14 protein-coding genes are annotated in these 17647 nt (G+C 46.7%); 11 read left to right on the top strand and 3 right to left on the bottom strand.

The annotated features are described in order from the left end of the window. Positions 1-10 precede the first annotated feature (10 nt). Together ACLSU7_RS09060 and ACLSU7_RS09065 are read right to left on the bottom strand one after the other, a co-directional pair. The gene (locus ACLSU7_RS09060; protein WP_413295211.1) at positions 11-1357 is read right to left on the bottom strand and encodes an alkaline phosphatase D family protein; all 1347 of its coding nucleotides are present in this window, start codon (positions 1355-1357) and stop codon (positions 11-13) included. A gap of 181 nt (positions 1358-1538) precedes the next feature. Beyond that, complete coding sequence (locus ACLSU7_RS09065) at positions 1539-2042, bottom strand: hypothetical protein (RefSeq protein ID WP_413295212.1); 504 nt, start codon at positions 2040-2042, stop codon at positions 1539-1541. Between the two features lie 90 nt (positions 2043-2132). Between ACLSU7_RS09065 and ACLSU7_RS09070 the strand changes: the two genes are divergently transcribed. The 11 genes from ACLSU7_RS09070 (at position 2133) to rfaE2 (ending at position 16891) form a co-directional block, all read left to right on the top strand. Further along, complete coding sequence (locus ACLSU7_RS09070; RefSeq protein ID WP_413295213.1) at positions 2133-3182, top strand: hypothetical protein; 1050 nt, start codon at positions 2133-2135, stop codon at positions 3180-3182. Further along, on the top strand, positions 3137-4057 hold the full coding sequence (locus ACLSU7_RS09075; protein WP_413295214.1) for a pseudouridine synthase: 921 nt from the start codon (positions 3137-3139) through the stop codon (positions 4055-4057). The genes ACLSU7_RS09070 and ACLSU7_RS09075 overlap by 46 nt, the downstream gene beginning before the upstream one ends. A 3-nt stretch (positions 4058-4060) precedes the next feature. Beyond that, positions 4061-4954, top strand: coding sequence for an EamA family transporter (locus tag ACLSU7_RS09080; protein ID WP_413295215.1), 894 nt, complete (start codon positions 4061-4063; stop codon positions 4952-4954). Between the two features lie 129 nt (positions 4955-5083). After that, positions 5084-8872, top strand: coding sequence for a tail fiber domain-containing protein (locus ACLSU7_RS09085; protein WP_413295216.1), 3789 nt, complete (start codon positions 5084-5086; stop codon positions 8870-8872). A 74-nt stretch (positions 8873-8946) separates the two neighbouring features. Continuing rightward, the gene (locus ACLSU7_RS09090) at positions 8947-12804 is read left to right on the top strand and encodes a tail fiber domain-containing protein (protein WP_413295217.1); all 3858 of its coding nucleotides are present in this window, start codon (positions 8947-8949) and stop codon (positions 12802-12804) included. Between the two features lie 124 nt (positions 12805-12928). Then, positions 12929-13198 (top strand): hypothetical protein, encoded by a 270-nt coding sequence (locus ACLSU7_RS09095; protein WP_413295218.1) that lies wholly within the window; start codon positions 12929-12931, stop codon positions 13196-13198. 73 nt (positions 13199-13271) lie between these two features. Then, a complete protein-coding gene (locus ACLSU7_RS09100) occupies positions 13272-13919 on the top strand; it encodes a hypothetical protein (RefSeq protein WP_413295219.1) in 648 nt (215 codons plus the stop codon). Then, entirely contained in the window at positions 13876-14820 is a 945-nt protein-coding gene (locus ACLSU7_RS09105; protein ID WP_413295220.1) for a 50S ribosomal protein L11 methyltransferase, read from the top strand. The genes ACLSU7_RS09100 and ACLSU7_RS09105 overlap by 44 nt, the downstream gene beginning before the upstream one ends. 11 nt (positions 14821-14831) lie before the next feature. Beyond that, positions 14832-15593, top strand: a complete 762-nt coding sequence (locus ACLSU7_RS09110) for an RsmE family RNA methyltransferase (RefSeq protein WP_413295221.1) — start codon at positions 14832-14834, stop codon at positions 15591-15593. Between the two features lie 10 nt (positions 15594-15603). Next, positions 15604-16413 (top strand): RDD family protein, encoded by an 810-nt coding sequence (locus ACLSU7_RS09115; RefSeq protein ID WP_413295222.1) that lies wholly within the window; start codon positions 15604-15606, stop codon positions 16411-16413. Between the two features lie 7 nt (positions 16414-16420). After that, positions 16421-16891 carry a D-glycero-beta-D-manno-heptose 1-phosphate adenylyltransferase gene (gene rfaE2 / locus ACLSU7_RS09120; RefSeq protein ID WP_181606158.1) on the top strand — a complete coding sequence of 157 codons (471 nt, stop codon included), beginning with the start codon at positions 16421-16423 and terminating at the stop codon, positions 16889-16891. Here the strand turns inward: rfaE2 and ACLSU7_RS09125 are convergent. Beyond that, on the bottom strand, positions 16888-17622 hold the full coding sequence (locus ACLSU7_RS09125; RefSeq protein WP_413295223.1) for a hypothetical protein: 735 nt from the start codon (positions 17620-17622) through the stop codon (positions 16888-16890). The genes rfaE2 and ACLSU7_RS09125 overlap by 4 nt on opposite strands. Positions 17623-17647: the final 25 nt, after the last annotated feature.

Raw genomic sequence — 17647 nt, forward strand, 5'->3', positions numbered from 1 at the left:
CGGCTCAATTCTAGACACTCAATTGGCAGGAGAAATTCACCACACTTCGCGCAGAACAGCTGTAAACGTTCGCGGTGAAGCTCCCCGCCTGATGAATGGAATCTACTAAGATATAATTTGGCATCGTCGTAGACATCATACGGCGCGGATGTTTGGAGATTTTATCCAATCCCGGAAAACATTTGCTGTGAACGGCACTGGAAGTGATCTCGTATGTTTGATATCCCAGCATGGCTGTCTCGATTTTAGAAACCTCACTAAAATGCACGTCACCGGAAGCAAAGATGACTTTGCGTGGGATTCTTTTTAAGGCGCTCATAAAGCCATTGAATTGACCTTTATGTTTGGACATTGATTCTTTGTAAACCATTTCCGGAAAGATCTGACTGCCATTCATGATCCATGTCGTGCCTTCGAAACTGCGGATCATTTCCAAAGCCCACTCTTCTTGCTCTTTCCCCCAGTGGGCGTATCTGGCACTGGATGTTTTTTCCAATCTCCAACTGCGATCGTCCATCAATAGAAATTGATGCTGACCTGCTCTTAGAACAGAGCTGATTCCTGGGCCATGGGCAAAGCCATCAGTAAAACTCTCTGCTTGTGCAAAAAACGCACGGAAATTCACTTGGGATTCAGCCACATGCTGCCAGTTCGTCGTATTCACATCGTCGGAACCAAAATCATGGTCATCCCAGGTCGCCAAAATCGGAATCAAACGCTTAGAGTAATAAATTTCAAGTGTGCGACGTGCTTGAACATAGCGACTCCACAGACGACGCGTATCCCCGTCTGGAAATTCGCACTCGCCTTTGTCACAATATGTAGAGTCCCCGATAAAGAAAATCACATCAGGTGTCTGGCCAACTAAATTTTGCCAGATTTTTGGTTCATGGCGTCCCTCGTCCATGCAAGAGCAAAGAGCATAACGAAGTGTGGGTTTATTTAGATCGAGCATCGCAAATTCACGGCGCTCAATCACTTCATCCTTTGAGCCTAAAAGATCCAGATAAAAAATTTCCCCCAGATTTAAATCTGCAAAGTAAACTTTCGTGATCTGGAATTCACTGAAAGGTTGCTGGATGATTTCGATTTTCTCGGGCTGCCAGATATGCGCAGCAGAGTTTCGAACCACGATATTGAATTTCTGTTTCACATGATGAAGAATGGAAAACTGCGTGCGAGTTGCATCCGTTGCACCTTGCAAAATTGACGGCGAAATTCTTTGCGCTGTTTGAAAAGGCAAACCATCAGCGCTACGTCCATCCTGTTCCGTAGCTGCAAACGCGGGTACACCCACCGCAGAAACAAAAGCTTGCGTCAGCCCCAACTTTAAAAAGTCGCGACGAAGAAACCCCATATAGCCCTCCATGACATATGACAGATCTTTTTTTCAGTTCTTAAATTTCAGCAGGGCTCTGATCTAAAGACAAGATTTCATTCGTCATGAATATGTCAGGAACCTATTTGGATTCCGTTTTAGCAGCGAGGGCGGTGCAAACCTAAGCTCGCCCTTTCTTACTTTCAAAATCTATTAGGCACTACAGACGTTTTAAACGGGAGATTTCCATTTTGGCTTCGTTCAAAGCCGTTTGGCAGGAAATCATCTGCGCTTCTTTTTCGGCCAAAAGTTTTTGCAAGTGGTTCATGCGCACTTCAAAACTTTTGATGATGTTGTTGTGGCGATCCACCATTTCCTGAACTTTCAAATCCAGGCTTTTGCGTTCATTCACGCGTTGAGAAAGTTGGGTGATTTTTTGGCCAGCTTCGGTTGCTAAACCATTGTGGCTTTGCTCCAAACGGGTCAACAATTGTTGATTGCGGTCGAACTTAACGTTGGAGCTCTTGATCAGCTCGTTAACCGTCCCCACGATCTTGTTCATCTGGTCAGCCAAAGCCTGGTTTTGTGCCTTAAGCTCGAAAATCTGGCGGTCCGTATTCAGGTAATTGGAACCTGTGGAACCCATGGAGGACGCAGTTTCCAGGCCGGAGCTCTTACTGATCTTCTTCTCGCCGAATAGTTCTGGATTTAATTCTTTATGCATACTCCGACCCTCCTTGGGTACTGATGTGACGCTCTTAGAAACATCATATTTTTTCTGGACAGAAAATTCAAATGTTCATACGTTAGGGCCATGTTAAAAGTCGGTCAGTTGCTGAAGTTCGTTTCAGATCTAAATCCTCAAAATACGCCCACGCGCCTGTCATTCTATAATTTTCTTAGAGGGTTTCCTCATGCGGATGACTCTTTGACGCCTGAGTTGATCGAAATGTTCTTTAATTACTGCATGGATTATCCGCACTGGGCGTCCAATAAGCAGCAATTGGGCCACGAAGTTCAGTTTTTGCTCGAGAACTTCAATAGCTTTTATCAGCAAAAATTCGACCTTTCCCCGATCCGTTTCCCGCAAAACATGCAGATCATCGAGATTGAACACTTCTCCGACCTAATTGACGCGGTGAGTTCATACGTGAAATCTCAATGTGAGGAAGGCGACAAGTTCCGCATCCTCCCAGATCAGAACAAACGCGTGGTGGCGATTGTCCTTCGTGCCGACAAATCTTTAGAGGTTCGTACTTTCGACCGCAAGTTCACGATACGCAACGGTGCCTTGGAACCTTTGCGTAAAGACTTGGTTCTTTACTACAACCCGGAACTGGAATTGAGTGGACATCACGATCACAAAATCGAGGTCGCTCCTTATATCACTGCTCAGTTCCGCGTGATTAAAGACAAAGTTTCCGGTGTTTTGATGCGCGGATATGTTTTCCAAAAGCTTTTGGAAGTTAAGAACGAGTCTTTGCAGGATCAAACCCGCATCCTTTTCCCAATCAAACGCCTGGAGCAATTCTTCATCGATCGCAGAACAGACCCTTACTATCAGGATCTGATCAGCCAGCTTGAAAGAACATGTAATTTGGTTCAACAAGGTGACGCCGAAGCCACAAAATGGTCATCCATCGTCCTTGGCAAAGCCGATACAGCCTTGGAAAACGTGTTTTTAGGGGATAAATTACTCACTTTGCTCGCTAGAGACCTCCGTCACGCCCTAATGGAGGCCAATCGCAAGAATAACTCCTCATCCGCCCTCAGCAGTGATATATTGATCACTCAACAATTACCTGAGGCCGATGAAGAATGTCTGAAGATAGCACCTCTCAAAGAGTTAGACTTAATAAACTAATTGCCGATAGTGGTTTGGCTTCCCGCCGCCACGCCGACAAAATGATCGAAGAAGGCATGGTCACTGTAAATGGCAAGCGCGTGTACGAGCTTGGCGTGAAAGTAGACCCTCAGCACGATAAAATCCTGGTTGATGGAAAAGTTCTTCGCAAACCCCTTTCTCAAAAACTTTATTTGATCTTCAATAAGCCTGCAGGCGTGTTGACGACGATGGATGATCCAGAAGGTCGTCCAACGATTGCGGAATACCTTGGCGATGTTCCTTCACGTGTATTCCCGGTGGGTCGTCTGGACTGGGACTCTGAGGGCATGTTACTTTTGACGAACGATGGTGATTACGCCAACAAAGTCGCGCATCCAAAAGAAGAAGTAACAAAAACATACCTAGTTAAATTGGATGGCAAACCCGAACCACGTCACCTGCAAAAATTGAAAGACGGTGTTTCCATCGTAGGTGGTAAAGTTTCTGCCCGTCACATTGAAAAAATCAAAAAGTCTGGCGACAACAAATCTGAAAAGTACGAATGGTACAAAATCGTGATCACAGAGGGTAAAAACCGTCAGATCCGTCAGATGTTCGCTAAGATCGGCTTTGACGTTATGAGACTTCAACGTGTGGCGATCGGTCGCTTGCGTATGGGTGCGATGAAAGCTGGCGAATTGATGTTTATCAATGACGTGGCTGCCAACCGCGTGTTCTTGGCGGATGATCCGGAAGATTTAAAAGTTAAAAAGAATTCTTACAAGGGCCGCGCCCCTGCTCAGAAAAAAACGGCTGCTGAAAAAGAAAAAGCTCGTGAGAAAAAAATGAGCGCCGGTAAGAAAAAATATGCGGGCGGTAAACTTATCGCACCTAAAGGTCCAAAAAGAAAATAGCCTATGAAACTAAACCCACGACTGCGCGGAACAATCGAAATTTCCATCGGCAGTGTGGGTTTTGGCTTTTTAGGGATCTTTGGTAAAACCGCTTTTAACTCCGGCCTTTCGGTTGGAGAATTCCTGACCTACCGATTCACTCTGGCCGCGATGCTGATCTGGATCTTTCTGCTTCTATTTCGACCTCAATGGATTCGCCTCTCAAAAAAACAAATCGTCATCGCTGCGCTGTTGGGGATTTTTGGCTACGGTCTGTTCTCGACTCTCTATTTCACGGCGATTGATGGGCTAAGTATTACTCTAGCAGCGCTGCTGCTTTATACTTACCCGTTCTGGGTAAATGTTTTCTCGCACTACTTTACTCACGATAAGATCTCGCGCAATGAAGCTTTATGCCTGATTGGTGCTTCTGGGGGATTGGTGATGCTGCTATGGGGGCATATCGAAGTTCGAAATGCCTGGGCAGTTCTGGCAGGTTTGCTTTCGGGAATCAGTTACGCCATTTACGTTATCGTATCAGGCCGTGTGCAAAAAAACGTACGTCCGATCACATCCAGTCTTTATGTTATTACTTTCGGTGCCTTGGCGCTGGCGCTTTTCCATCATCCGCACTTTGAAAACATCCCTCATCTTTCCGCGACCCAGGCTTCAAGCATCTTTGGTATTGCGATCATAAGTACGATCATACCTTTGACGATGGAGCTCGCGGCTTTACAAAAGTTAAAAAGTTCTGAGGTGGCTTTGCTGATGATGATCGAGCCGATCACTGCTGCATTGTTAGGTGTACTGGTTTTCAAAGAATCACTTACGTGGTTACAGATGAGCGGAGCTCTTATCATCGCTATAGCATTGGTCGTGAATACACGGTTAAAAAATTTTGATAGCGTGTCAGCTTAGTCCATAATTGTTAATTTATTGATATAATACCTCGTTTATGTGTCTCACGGACTTGCGCGATTCCTTCAGCAATCCGAATAGACTCATATGAGATTTTGGTCGTCTTTGTTTCTCATAATGATGTTCCTCATGAACATCAATGCGCATGCATCCCCTGACTCTTTTGTCTATCAGGGGCGAATCGTCAAACCTGACGGTACGGCACTCGAATATAATAATGTCAGTTTTGCTTTCGCTTTCACCAATGCCGCTGGCAATTGCGTGTTTTATCGCGAGCAAAAAGACAATGTAGATATGCAAGGCTCTGGCGGTGTGTTTGACGTGCCGATTGGTTCGGGCACTCGCCTTTTTCCGACAGGTCCTTCTGCTGATATTCGTGACGCATTTAAAAACTCCGTATCACTTCCCTGTGAGGGTGGCGGATCCTATACGCCTGCGGAAACAGAAGTTCGTCTTTTAAAAGTACAATTTCATGATGGAGTTGGCTGGAATGCAATTACACCTTATAGCACGATTCGTTCGGTCCCATTTTCAACTTTCTCTTATTCTGCAAGTCGCCTGGGTAGTAATGTTGCCGCAGATTTTGTTTTAAAATCTTCCTTAGCGACTTGTGCCGTAGGCCAATACCTCACTTTTGATGGAACTAACTTTGCCTGTCAGAATGACTCGGGAGGAACCGGAACTGTCAGTGATGTGAATGTGTCTTCTCCTCTCACTAAAGGTGGCACTGCTGCTATCCCTACTATCGGCATCAGTGTTGGAACGTCGGCAGGCACCGTGGCTGCGGGTAATGACACTCGTTTTGGGAATGCTACGAAAATTCAAGGCACCGCAGTCGACGCGACGGCACCGACACTGGCGCAAGTTTTAAGATATGATGGCGCAAGCTCGTGGGTTCCGGCGACTTTGGCGGTTTCTGATATTTCAGGGCTTTCCACTCAGCTTGCGAATAAAATTAATGCGACGATGTTTCCGACCAGCTGTACGGCGGGACAATCATTAGTCTTTGTCTCTCCTGCTAATAAGTTCGATTGTTATGACATCTCGATCACAGCTTCACAAATTTCTGGAACTATTCCGTTTTCAAAACTGGCAAGTCTTCCAACAACTCTTTTGGGTTACGGAATTACGGATGCCGTGAAAAATAACGGCGGCACTCCTGGTTTTAAATCTGGAACAAATGGGACTAAGGGTGCCGCGGGAACAGCGGGCAATATCTATATCTCTACAGATACTAAAGAGATCTACCGCGATAATGGTACGACCTGGGATCTGATTGGTTCAGCAACTGGCACAGGCGGGACAATTACGGGCGTAACCGCAGGAACGGGTCTTACAGGCGGAGGAACAACAGGCGCTGTGACATTAAACGTGAATGTCGGCACTGGGGCGAGCCAGATCGTACAATTAGATACATCAGCAAAGCTTCCCGCAGTGGATGGCTCCGCATTGACGAATTTAAATCCTTCGGCGCTTTCAGCGGTGGTTCCACTTACAAAAGGTGGTACCGGTCAGACGACGGCACTGGGTAGTTTCAATGCTTTAAGTCCGCTGACTGCCAAGGGCGACATTCTTACTCGGGACAGTACTAATAATATCCGCTTGGCGGTGGGAACTGATGGGCAAGTTCTCTCTGCAGATAGTACACAAACCAGCGGTCTTAAATGGATCACTCCGAATGCGGGCACTGTAACAAGTGTCACTGCAAGCTCACCACTCGCTGTTTCAACAGGAACAACGACTCCTGCGATCTCCATTTCTGCAGGAACCGGCTCCGCGCAAGTAATGCGTTGGAACACGAGTGCGTGGGCTGCCTCTTATTTCAATTTTGCAGATTTAAAATCCGCAGCAGGAACCCAACAGATTCCGAACAACTGTACTTCGACGCAAACCTTGGTATGGCAGTCAGGCTCTGACACTTTTGCCTGTGTGACGATCGCGGTGACCGGAGCTAATTTTGGTTCGCAATCTGCAAATTTGGTTTTTGCAGGACCAACTTCGGGAAGCGCTGCACCGACATTCCGCTCACTGGCTTCATCGGATCTTCCGGCAACGGGAGCAACCGGTGTTTTCTTGAATGGTGGTAATAGTTTCGGCACAGGCGCCACTGTAGGCACAAATGATGCGAACAACTTTTCACTGAAAGCTGGTGGTAGTTCTGCGGCAACCATAACACCGGCGGGACTATTTGGTATCGGGATCACTCCCTCTTACAACTTCCATATTCAGAAAAATCAAAACTCGATCACTGAAGGTCGCATTGAAAACTTGATCGCTTCAGGCAACACTAGCGCCGGCGCAAGATTCCAGGTGGTGGGGAATGATGTAAGCGGTATGCTCGCTGCTTATCCTGGTGATTATTCTGTGGCGGCTTATCAAGACAGATTTATTGTCGCAGCAAATTCGACTGCTTCGAATGGACTGCTGTTAACTACAAATACGACATCACCGATTGATCTCGCGGCAAACGGTGCAACGACGCCCGCTTTGCGTGTGACTTCGACGAATCAAATCGCTATCGGACAAACTTCAGTGACGGGACGCTTAAGTACAACCCCAACCAACTATGGCGATCTTGCCGTTGGAATGACTTACAACTCTTTAAATTGGTACCAACCCGATGCGACTGGATGGGCGGGATCATTTGCATCCGCAGGCGAGCAAGGTTTGGTCGTTGCGACTGATACAACAACAGGCACAGTCTTCCAAGCTGCTTCGGGCGCATATACAGTGGGAACTGCTCGACGTGCTAATTCCCTATTGACAGTGAAGGGCACCGGCTTTGTCGGGATAGATACTTCGACCCCAGTGTCGGCTTTGAATATCGTGGCTGACAACAAAAGTGCTGACACCTATGACGATCTGAATATTCATACTTATCATGCCACGTACACGCCCGGAATCATATTAACACGTGGGCGCGGCACCGAAGCGTCGCCGACTCCACTGCTGATCAATGATTTATTAGGAAGTTATAATTTCCGTGGTTGGTCTACATCTACAACTGTTGGTTCTGGCGCAAGCATTCAGGCTGTTGCCGAAGACAATTGGGCGTCGGGTGACACACCTACTAACATGCGTTTTTTAACTAATAGTGGCGCCTCCATCGCGGAAAGAATGCGCATCGCTGCTAATGGCTATGTGGGTATAGGCACAACGACGCCAACTTCAACCTTAGACGTCAATGGTTCTATTATTGCAAATGGCGGAGCCAACATCGCGATGAAAGCATCTACAGCCAGCCTTTATGATTCGGGAGATATAGTTTGGTTTAATAGTGATAACTCAGAGAAAGCTCGCATCAACGCCGGGACAGGGACAGCAGGCATTATGTATTTTTCTGTCGGCACACCCACTTCTACGAAAATGACGATTCAGAATGACGGAAACGTGGGGATCGGAACGGTGACTCCATCTTATAAACTTCATGTCATTGGCACGGCCGGCCTGTCGACAGGGACAGCTTGGACAAATGCTTCGGATGCACGACTCAAGGATATTCATGGCGATTATGAATATGGTCTGAATGAAGTCTTGCAACTTCACACGGTTCGCTATTCCTACAAAAAAGATAATCCTTTGAAATTGCCTTCTGACTATCAGAAAACCGGTTTCATCGCCCAAGAAGTCCAAAAAGTCATTCCGGATGCCGTGACAAAACGCTCTGACGGATATTTGGAATTGAACGTCGATCCGATTCACTGGGCCGTGGTAAATGCTGTTAAAGATCTTTATCACAGATGGTTTGATGATTCACAAATCATTCATAAAAAGCTCTCCGAACAAGACAGAAAAATCGCTTCGATTGAGAGTGAAAATCAGATCTTGAAAGAAGAAAACAAGAAGCTACAAAAAGAGCACGGAGAAATTAAAAACTGGATCTGCAAACATGATCCGGATCATACGATGTGCCACTGATTCTGCCGATAAAACATTAGATGATAAAACATGGAACGTATCTTCTATCATTACTACTACTTGCAAATTTGGCCATGGCTGTGCCGAATTCGCTCTCCTATCAGGGTCGCATCGTCAAACCTGATGGTTCTGCATTTGAAGCAAACAATGTAAGCTTCCTGTTTGAAATCACCAATCCCAATGGCACCTGCGTGATTTATCGCGAACAAAAATCCGGTGTCAATATGACGAATTCCAATGGGATCTTTGACGTTCCTATTGGAACAGGCAGTAAATTATTTCCTCCTTCACCGACGATAACTTTACTGAGTGTGTTTGATAACTCCCAAGCTTTGGATTGCGGTGATGCCATTAATAATGTCGCAAGTACGTATACGCCCGCGTTGAATCACTCCCGTCTGTTGCGAGTGCAGTTCCATGACGGTACGGGATGGCAGTTAATCACTCCTGATACGGAAATTCGTTCAGTTCCATATGCGGCGTACGCGTCGGGTGCAGATACGGCACAAACTTTAAACGGAAAATCAGTCAGTGATTTCGTTCTTAAAACAAGTATTCCAACTTGCGGACCAAACAGCTTTCTATCCTGGAATGGTTCAATCCTATCTTGCACCAGCATTTCATCTTTAACTTTGAGTGGTGATGTAAGTGGTGCTTCGACCGGAACGTCGGTGGATAAAATCAAAGGCATCGCGGTCGACGCAACGGCACCTACAACGGGACAAGTGTTAAAGTTTGATGGCAGTAAGTGGATACCTGCTGCGGATGCAACGGGCGGTGGCGGCGGCAGCGTCACTTCTGTCTCTGGTACTGCTGGACAAATCACCGTCACGAACGGAACCACCACACCTGTTCTGGCTTTAGACAATGTGGGTACGGCGGGAACATACTATAAGGTGACGACGGATGTGCATGGTCGAATCACCAGTGGTGTGGCAACACTTTCTGCGTCAGACATTCCTGCATTGGATTATTCAAAAATTACTACGGGCATTCCAAACTCTTTAAGCGGATATGGAATCACGGATGCTATTCGCAATCAGGGAGGAACTCCGGGAATCAAATCTGGATTAAATGCTTCCAAAGGAAGTGCTGGTACTGGCGGAAATCTCTATGTATCCACCGACACCAAAGAAATTTATCGCGACAATGGCACCACGTGGGATCTGTTGGGTTCTTCTGCAGGTGGCACTATAACGGGCGTCACGGCCGGCAGCGGACTGACAGGTGGTGGCACCTCTGGCTCTGTCACACTGAATGTCGACACAGGTACCAGCGCCAATCAAATTGTTCGACTGGACACCTCTGCGAAACTTCCCGCAGTCGATGGATCTGCACTCACCAACCTAAATCCCTCTGCATTTTCAACGGTGGTTCCCATAGCCAAAGGGGGTACCGGTCAATCTTCTGCGACTGCAGGATTCAACGCTTTAAGTCCGCTTACTTCAAAAGGTGATTTGCTAACTCGCGACGGAACGAACAACATTCGACTTCCTGCGGGCAGCGACGGGCAAGTGCTTTCTTCGGACAGCTCGCAGACGACCGGCCTTAAATGGATCACACCGAATGCGGGAACTGTAACCAATGTTACGGCGACTTCTCCGTTGTCTGTGGCTACGGGTGGAACAACCCCTGCAATTTCAATTTCGTCTGGATCAGGCAATGCCCAAGTGCTTCGTTGGGATACGACAAACTGGTCAGCATCTTATTTTAATTTCACCGATCTAAAATCTGCGGCAGGTTTGTCTCAGATTCCGAATAACTGCACCAGTTCACAGACTCTTGTATGGCAATCGGTGCCCGATACTTTTGCCTGTACAAATATTTCTGTCAGTGGTTCCAATTTTGCCGCACAAACTGCGGGACTTGTTTTCGCAGGCCCTACAGCAGGAAGTGCTGCTCCAACATTTCGTGCACTAGCCTCAACTGATTTACCCTCCGGCACTTTATCAGGCTCGGGTACTGCAGGTTATATTCCGTATTATAGCAGTGCGACAGTGCTAGCTAACTCTGCTCTTTATACGAGCTCATCGAATATTGGAGTGGGCACAACTAGTCCGGGAGTTAAGCTGGATGTCGCAACAAAAATTCGAGTAACCGATCCAGCGACAGCTTACCTAATCATCAACGGTGACAACACAAACGCTCAACCTGATTCGGGTGAAGTCACTGGCGTATTAGCATTCTCTTCGGATGGTAGTAATACTGCGGGACTTCCTTCCAACGGAATGACTATAGAACACGAAAATGGTTCCGCCGTTCATGCCCTGGCATTTAAGCAGTATAATGCGGGTACACCTGTAGAAAGAATGAGAATTCACAACAATGGTTATATCGGCATCAACACCGCTGCGCCGACTGCACCGCTCACAGTTTTTGGTGGCGCTCTTTTTGGTGATAAATCCACGTTTCCTTCTGACTTCAATACCATTGAGACGAACACTTACAGCAATTCTCTTTATAATAATACGGCGACATCAGGGACCTTTGGATCTTTCGGTAGCTGGATGCGTGTGACTCCTTCTGCCAATTCTAGCCTTGCATCTCAAGCAGTCTCTGCTGGACTTTCATTTAACGTTCCTGCAGGAGTCACTGTAAGCTCAAACTCTGACGCAGTCTGGGTGAATGCCGCCCGCAACCGGTATGCAGGGAGTGCAGACAACGGGACCGTCAATAGCATGAGAGGCGTCACGATTACCTACGGACATGAAAACGTTGTGCCGGCAAATACCCCAGTGACCACCACAGCCATCGGACTTCTGGTAAATCCCTACACGGCAACTGGTACTATCACAAATATGTACGACATCTATTTGGGCTCGCGAGGTGCGGGCGCTACAGTTACAAACAGATACGGCATTTATCAAATGGATGCCGCCGCAAAAAATTACTTTAATGGGTATGTAGGAATTGGAACGAATGCCCCAACCTATCCCTTGACGATTTCAGGTGATGTGTGGGCGAACTCCAGCATCAAATTGCATCGTACCGACGGCACCACAGGATTGGGAGCTGGTATCACGATGAGTACGTCGAATGGAGCCATGGGGCTTCCTGCATCACGAACTCTTGTTGGTAATGCTTTAGGTCAGATTAATTTTAACGGAACCGATGCAACCGGCACATATACGAATGCAAACTCCGCGGGAATCCGCGCCTATGCAGCCGAGAACTTCACCGCAACCGCCGGTGGGGGACATTTGACTTTTGTAACCGTGCCGACGGGCAGCCAAATGGAAGCAGAAAGAATGCGTATTACTTCCGAAGGCTATGTCGGAATCGGGACGGCAACACCGGTTGGCCAATTGCATGTATCCTCCAATTCAGCAACGGCCTACACGATTATAAAGAATGAAAATTTAGCGACCGGAGGCCAGGCGTGGAGATGGTTATCTTCGGCAACAGGCGCTCCTCTTGGTGCTGATGCTATGTGCTTCGGTTTGAATACTTGTCTTTTTACATTGCGAACGACAGGAAATGCGAATCTGACTGGGACGTTGACCCAAGCTTCGGATGTTCGTTTGAAAAAAGACATCCATGAGATTCCTGATGCTTTGAAAAAAATCGAACAGCTTCGTGGTGTCACCTATCACTGGAAAGATCCATCAAAAGATCCCGTCCTCCAATTCGGAGTCATTGCCCAAGAAGTGGAATCGGTTTATCCAGAACTGGTTAGAACTGACAATGAAGGCACAAAATCTGTGAACTATCTGGGCTTTATCGCACCGATTATCAATGCCTTGAAAGAGCTAAATCAAAAATTCAACGTTAGTTCTGCTTCATTCCAAAATCAGTTAGAAACGCACAATCGCGAAATAGCATTTTTGAAAGAGGAAAATTCTCGATTGAAAAATAACGAGAGATTCCAGGAAGAACGCCTGCGCATTCTTGAGCAGCGACTGAACTCGTTGGAAAAGAGTTCTGGGAAATAACCTTAGGAAACATCATTAGTTAGAGACGATTATATCGGAATTGTCTCAAAATGAGATTGCTTAATGATCCTGCAAAAAACTCCGATAAGTACTTAAGAGAATTTGATTTTTAAGGAGGTTCCAAATGAAAAAGCTGATGTTGCTTGCCGTGATGGTGATGGCTTCTGGTTGTTCATTGGAAGCTTCTCTTGAAGATCTGAATGCCGTGATCTCGGCTAAGGCTCCTTCTAAAGCAACGGGTCTGGTATCAGGTTCCACGCAAGATGGTACGACGGCTTCAGGATATAAGGTCCAAAGTTCCGTGGGTAACTACCTTTCGGAGATCGAGCAAACGACAGACACCGGCAAATACAAAGTCTATTCGTCCATTCAAGGTGCCATCGTTTCGCAATAGCCTCGCTTGGCTGGCGCTTGGTCCAGCTCTCTTAGACTCCATTTAAGTTTCAAAATAAGACACCCGATAAGCCATGAAGAAACCATGGAAGGGTTCAATTATGTTGCTAGCTTTAATATTCTCAAGCCTGCTTCACTCGGCACCTGCTCACGCAGCCAATGCTTCAATGACGATCGTTGATGTTCGTCGCAATATCACCTTGGCCAACGATGAAGAGCCTTATAAGGACTTTTACATTGCAGCCGACGCCAGCTCCGGTCTTAAGAAAAACATGGTCGTCACCGCCGTTCGCAAAATCAATGTGCGGGATGCCTCAGGGGCCAACGCTGTTGGTGAAATCTTGGTGCCGGTGGGGCAGTTAAAAATCATCGCTATTTACGACAAAGTTGCAGTGGCTCGTGAATTCACTCTGCTTTCCAGAGATGACCTACCGATGCTCGAGCAAGTGGGAATTATGACCGGGGATCGCATTGAGACCCGTGGTTCCTTTATTGATAATTCGAAGCCTAAAAGAAAAAAAGTAGCTGAAGCCCCTCCCGTTCAATCAGCTACGGTGACGACGGTGGCAGTAGCCGTAACGACTCCAGCCCCGGCTGCGAAGGAATTACAGGCTCCAATGGCATTGCCTGCTCCAGAAAAGGCCCTTGCTCAAGCTCCGGTTAATACAGGGGAAAAGCTTGAAAAAGTGGCGGATTCTGGTAACAACTCAGGGAATGAGTGACAATAAATATTTCCGTGTTCGCCTAAGCCAGGTTCCTGCAGATCTTGAAGACGTTATTACTACACACAGTTTCGGTTGTGGCGCCTCGGGCGTCACCGAAGCTTTGGTCTTCACCCAACCCGATCTTACTTACGATCCAACTTTGGTTAACGTTCCAACCCACGAGTTGGACGTATTCTTCCCGCAAAATCCTGATCAAGATTTTTTCAAAGGCCTGACTGAATTCAACGCCATGATCAAATGGCAAATCTTTGAAGAAGAAAACAAAGACTGGCTGGAAGAATGGAAAAAAGGCTTCGTTCCTTTCCGTTTGATCGGTGACTTCTGGGTTGTGCCATCTTGGTTGACTCCCCCACCTGAATGCAAACATGCGATCTATATCGATCCAGGCATGGCGTTTGGTACCGGCACTCACGCGACAACTCAGATGATGGCTTTCTTCATCAACAAACTGGCTGAAAAACACAAAGCAAATTTGGCTGACTGGGCACTTCTTGATGTCGGCACAGGTACTGCGATCCTGGCGATGCTTGCCCAGATGAGCGGCATGGGCTTGGTTGCGGGTATCGAAATCGATCCTGAAGCTCGTCGTGTCGCTCGTGACAATGTGAAATTGAACAAGCTTCCACAAATCGATATCCCTGAAACACAACTTGATGAAATCCGTGGACCTTACGATGTTGTTGTCGCAAACATCATTGATGGCGTTTTGATCAATATCAAAAAAGATCTTTTGCGCGTTCTAAAACCAGGCGGGCATATTTTGCTGACAGGTATTTTGGAAGAGCGTGATAACCACTTCTTTGAAAAATTCTTTGAAGGAACAAACCTAGAGGTTGTTCGTCGTCTTGAAAAAGATGAATGGGTTGGTTACTGGGCTAAATCTACAGAAAACGCATAAGGCAGCTTTCGATGAGACGCTATTGGATCGAAAAAAAAGATCTGTTCGGTGATCAGGTTAATTTCTCTGGAGATGTGTTTCATCACATCTTCGATGTTTGCCGTCAGGATGTGGGTTCCAAGTTCGAAGTTCTTACTGAAGACAGCAAAGCGTACTTTGTCGAAGTCACTCAAGTTTCAAAAAAATCCGCGACCGCTCAAGTGATCGAAGAGCGCGACATCCCGCCACTGAAAACTCCCCATGTGCATTTGGCTTTGTCCATTTCCCGTTTTCCAGTGATGGATGCCGTGATGGAAAAAGCTGTGGAAATGGGAGTTAAAAGTATTCAGCCTTTTTTCTCTGAGTTCAGCTTCGTCCGCTCTGGCGAAAAAATCTCTGATAACAAAACCGAGCGTTGGGATAAAATCGTGAAGTCCGCGACCCAACAATCCGGTCGTGGCGATCTGATGAAAGTTCCAGCTGCCGTGAACTTTGATAAGCTTGCGGGAATCATTAACCAAAACGACTCTTCCGTGGGTCTATTTGCATATGAAGGTCCATCAACGCTAAGCATTAAAGAATACGTCAGCAAAGTAAAAGCGTCTCACCCTGCCGGCATCACGAACATTTGGATTATCGTGGGCAGCGAAGGCGGCTTTTCCCATTCCGAAGTTCAAAAATTCCAGGACCTAGGCCTTCATCCAGTCACCTTGGGACCCCAGGTTTTGCGAGTCGAAACGGCTTGCATGGCCCTGGTATCAGTCCTAAAGTATGACTTTGATCTGATGGTTTAAAGGAGAAGGAATGGATCCTTTCGAAGAGTTTGAATTTAAGCCCCTGACGGATGGTCTAGGTTTCCACAAAAAGAAATCTGCGGCCGCTAAATTTGAAACAGAAGCTGATTCTTTTTCGGCTTCTCCGTCGCCTGCTCTTTTGAAAAACCAGGGTTTGGAATTGATCGAAGAAAATTCGGTTGATCCACTTCGTCCACCACTTCCTCGCAAAAAGTCCAGTCCGACAACTTCGCAAGTTCCTTCTGCTCCAGGTTACCTGACAGAAGTGGGCGGCGAAGCGAATCCTGCAAGCTCAACGGCAGCAGTGGATGAGATCCTTAAAACTCTTCAAAAAAATCGCCGTTTGGAATTTGACGAGAAATCAAAAACCAAAATCACCGCGCAAACGAAAGAAGAATACAAAAACACGGTTTTCAGTTTCTCTGCAGGTCTATTGGATGGAATGCTTGTTATGGCAGCCAGCCTTCTGTGCCTGATCTTGTTGGTGTCTATCGCAAGAATTGATCTTGTGGCAAACTTGACTCAACCGGATGAAAACTACTTTGTGTATTTCGCGACGGTTGCGATCTTTGCTTGCGTGTCTTTCGTTTATCTTTCTTTGAATCGCATCTATATGGGTGCAACGCCGGGCGAGTGGGCATTTGATCAACGTGTAGGTACACCAGCAGATCTTTCTTCTGGCATGTTCTGCTTAAAAGTTGCTGCTCGCAGCGCTTTGGTGATCGCAACGGGATTCATTGTATTCCCGATTTTGTCCGCTCTGATGAATAAAGACTACGCCGGTCAAATCACTGGTGCTCGTCTGCTTAAGAAAGTATAGGTTTCCCATGGGCCAAGTTCGCAAGTTTGATGATATCGCTGAAGCCTTGGCTCCGCTTCGTTCCGAAGGTAAAAAAATCGTTTTCACAAATGGCTGTTTTGATCTTCTGCATGTGGGACATGTTCGCTACCTGCAGGAAGCGCGCTCTTTGGGAGACGTGTTGGTTGTGGGAGTGAACTCCGACGCCAGCGTAAAACGCCTTAAAGGCCCTACTCGTCCTGTTCAAATTGAAAATGATCGTGCGGAAATTCTGGCAGCGTTGGGCTGTGTTGGTTTCTCTGTGATCTTTACTGAAGATACTCCCGAAAATCTGATCAAAAAAGTAAAACCCGACATCTTGGTTAAAGGTGGCGACTGGAAGATCGACCAAATCGTTGGTGGAACTTTCGTTGCGGGTTACGGTGGTCAGGTGATGTCACTGCAGTTCATCGATGGAAAATCCACGACGAAACTGATCGAAAAAGCTCAACAGAACTAGAATCTGTAGCCTAATTTTCCGCTGTAAACTGAATCCGTGTAACGATCGACTTCCAAGGCGATAAAGGCTTTGGAGATTTCCACGTTCACGCCAAAGAAGGTGTGATCTTCAGAGATATTTTGAGATTCGGTATTTCCTGAAGCTGTGATGCCGCCAGTCCCGCCAATGAAAGTGCCCTGCGCCCGAATACGTCCCCAACCGAAATACAAAGCGACGTTTTCCATATTCACGGTTCCAATTAAATCCCAGCCCACCGTGGAAATATTCACCAGGTTTTGAATATTGGCTCCGCCCGCATACATCAGCGCAGAAAAAGAAATCGGGAAAAAGGGAGCTTCATAAAATCCCCAGCGAATCTGGCCGCCGAAGTTTTGCATCTCTTCGTTCTGCAAAGACGGAGAGAAATACACAAAAGTATCGATGTTATAATAAAGGCCTTTTCCCAAACTCAAAGTGTAATAGGAAAGCTCCCCTTTATCTTCGGTTCCGGAACCCATAGTGGCTAGGTCACTGACGGGAATAAACTGAGTCGCAAGACCAATTTCAACGCCGGAATATCCTCCCAATGGATAGGGATCACCCAGGATTTTTGCAGCGGAACCATAGCCCAAAATTTCCAGGGTACGAACTTGATCTCGTGTGGAAAGGTTGCGCGGAAGATCGGTCATGGCGTGTGCTTGCGCACAGATAAACGTAATGAGGAAAATAAAAAAGCGATGACCCAGTTTCATGGAACTATTGTCATCGCAAATGCCT

The sequence above is a fragment of the Bdellovibrio sp. HCB185ZH genome (assembly GCF_047302455.1).
GTDB lineage: Bacteria > Bdellovibrionota > Bdellovibrionia > Bdellovibrionales > Bdellovibrionaceae > Bdellovibrio.

What these genes read in the sequence shown, in the direction of transcription:
- ACLSU7_RS09125 (WP_413295223.1), bottom strand. Translation starts at nt 17,622, where the DNA reads ATGAAACTGGGTCATCGCTTTTTTATTTTCCTCATTACGTTTATCTGT.
- ACLSU7_RS09085 (WP_413295216.1), top strand. Translation starts at nt 5,084, where the DNA reads ATGAACATCAATGCGCATGCATCCCCTGACTCTTTTGTCTATCAGGGG.
- ACLSU7_RS09070 (WP_413295213.1), top strand. Translation starts at nt 2,133, where the DNA reads ATGTTAAAAGTCGGTCAGTTGCTGAAGTTCGTTTCAGATCTAAATCCT.
- ACLSU7_RS09080 (WP_413295215.1), top strand. Translation starts at nt 4,061, where the DNA reads ATGAAACTAAACCCACGACTGCGCGGAACAATCGAAATTTCCATCGGC.
- ACLSU7_RS09060 (WP_413295211.1), bottom strand. Translation starts at nt 1,357, where the DNA reads ATGGGGTTTCTTCGTCGCGACTTTTTAAAGTTGGGGCTGACGCAAGCT.
- ACLSU7_RS09110 (WP_413295221.1), top strand. Translation starts at nt 14,832, where the DNA reads ATGAGACGCTATTGGATCGAAAAAAAAGATCTGTTCGGTGATCAGGTT.
- ACLSU7_RS09100 (WP_413295219.1), top strand. Translation starts at nt 13,272, where the DNA reads ATGAAGAAACCATGGAAGGGTTCAATTATGTTGCTAGCTTTAATATTC.
- ACLSU7_RS09090 (WP_413295217.1), top strand. Translation starts at nt 8,947, where the DNA reads ATGGCTGTGCCGAATTCGCTCTCCTATCAGGGTCGCATCGTCAAACCT.
- ACLSU7_RS09075 (WP_413295214.1), top strand. Translation starts at nt 3,137, where the DNA reads ATGTCTGAAGATAGCACCTCTCAAAGAGTTAGACTTAATAAACTAATT.
- ACLSU7_RS09115 (WP_413295222.1), top strand. Translation starts at nt 15,604, where the DNA reads ATGGATCCTTTCGAAGAGTTTGAATTTAAGCCCCTGACGGATGGTCTA.
- ACLSU7_RS09065 (WP_413295212.1), bottom strand. Translation starts at nt 2,042, where the DNA reads ATGCATAAAGAATTAAATCCAGAACTATTCGGCGAGAAGAAGATCAGT.
- rfaE2 (WP_181606158.1), top strand. Translation starts at nt 16,421, where the DNA reads ATGGGCCAAGTTCGCAAGTTTGATGATATCGCTGAAGCCTTGGCTCCG.
- ACLSU7_RS09095 (WP_413295218.1), top strand. Translation starts at nt 12,929, where the DNA reads ATGAAAAAGCTGATGTTGCTTGCCGTGATGGTGATGGCTTCTGGTTGT.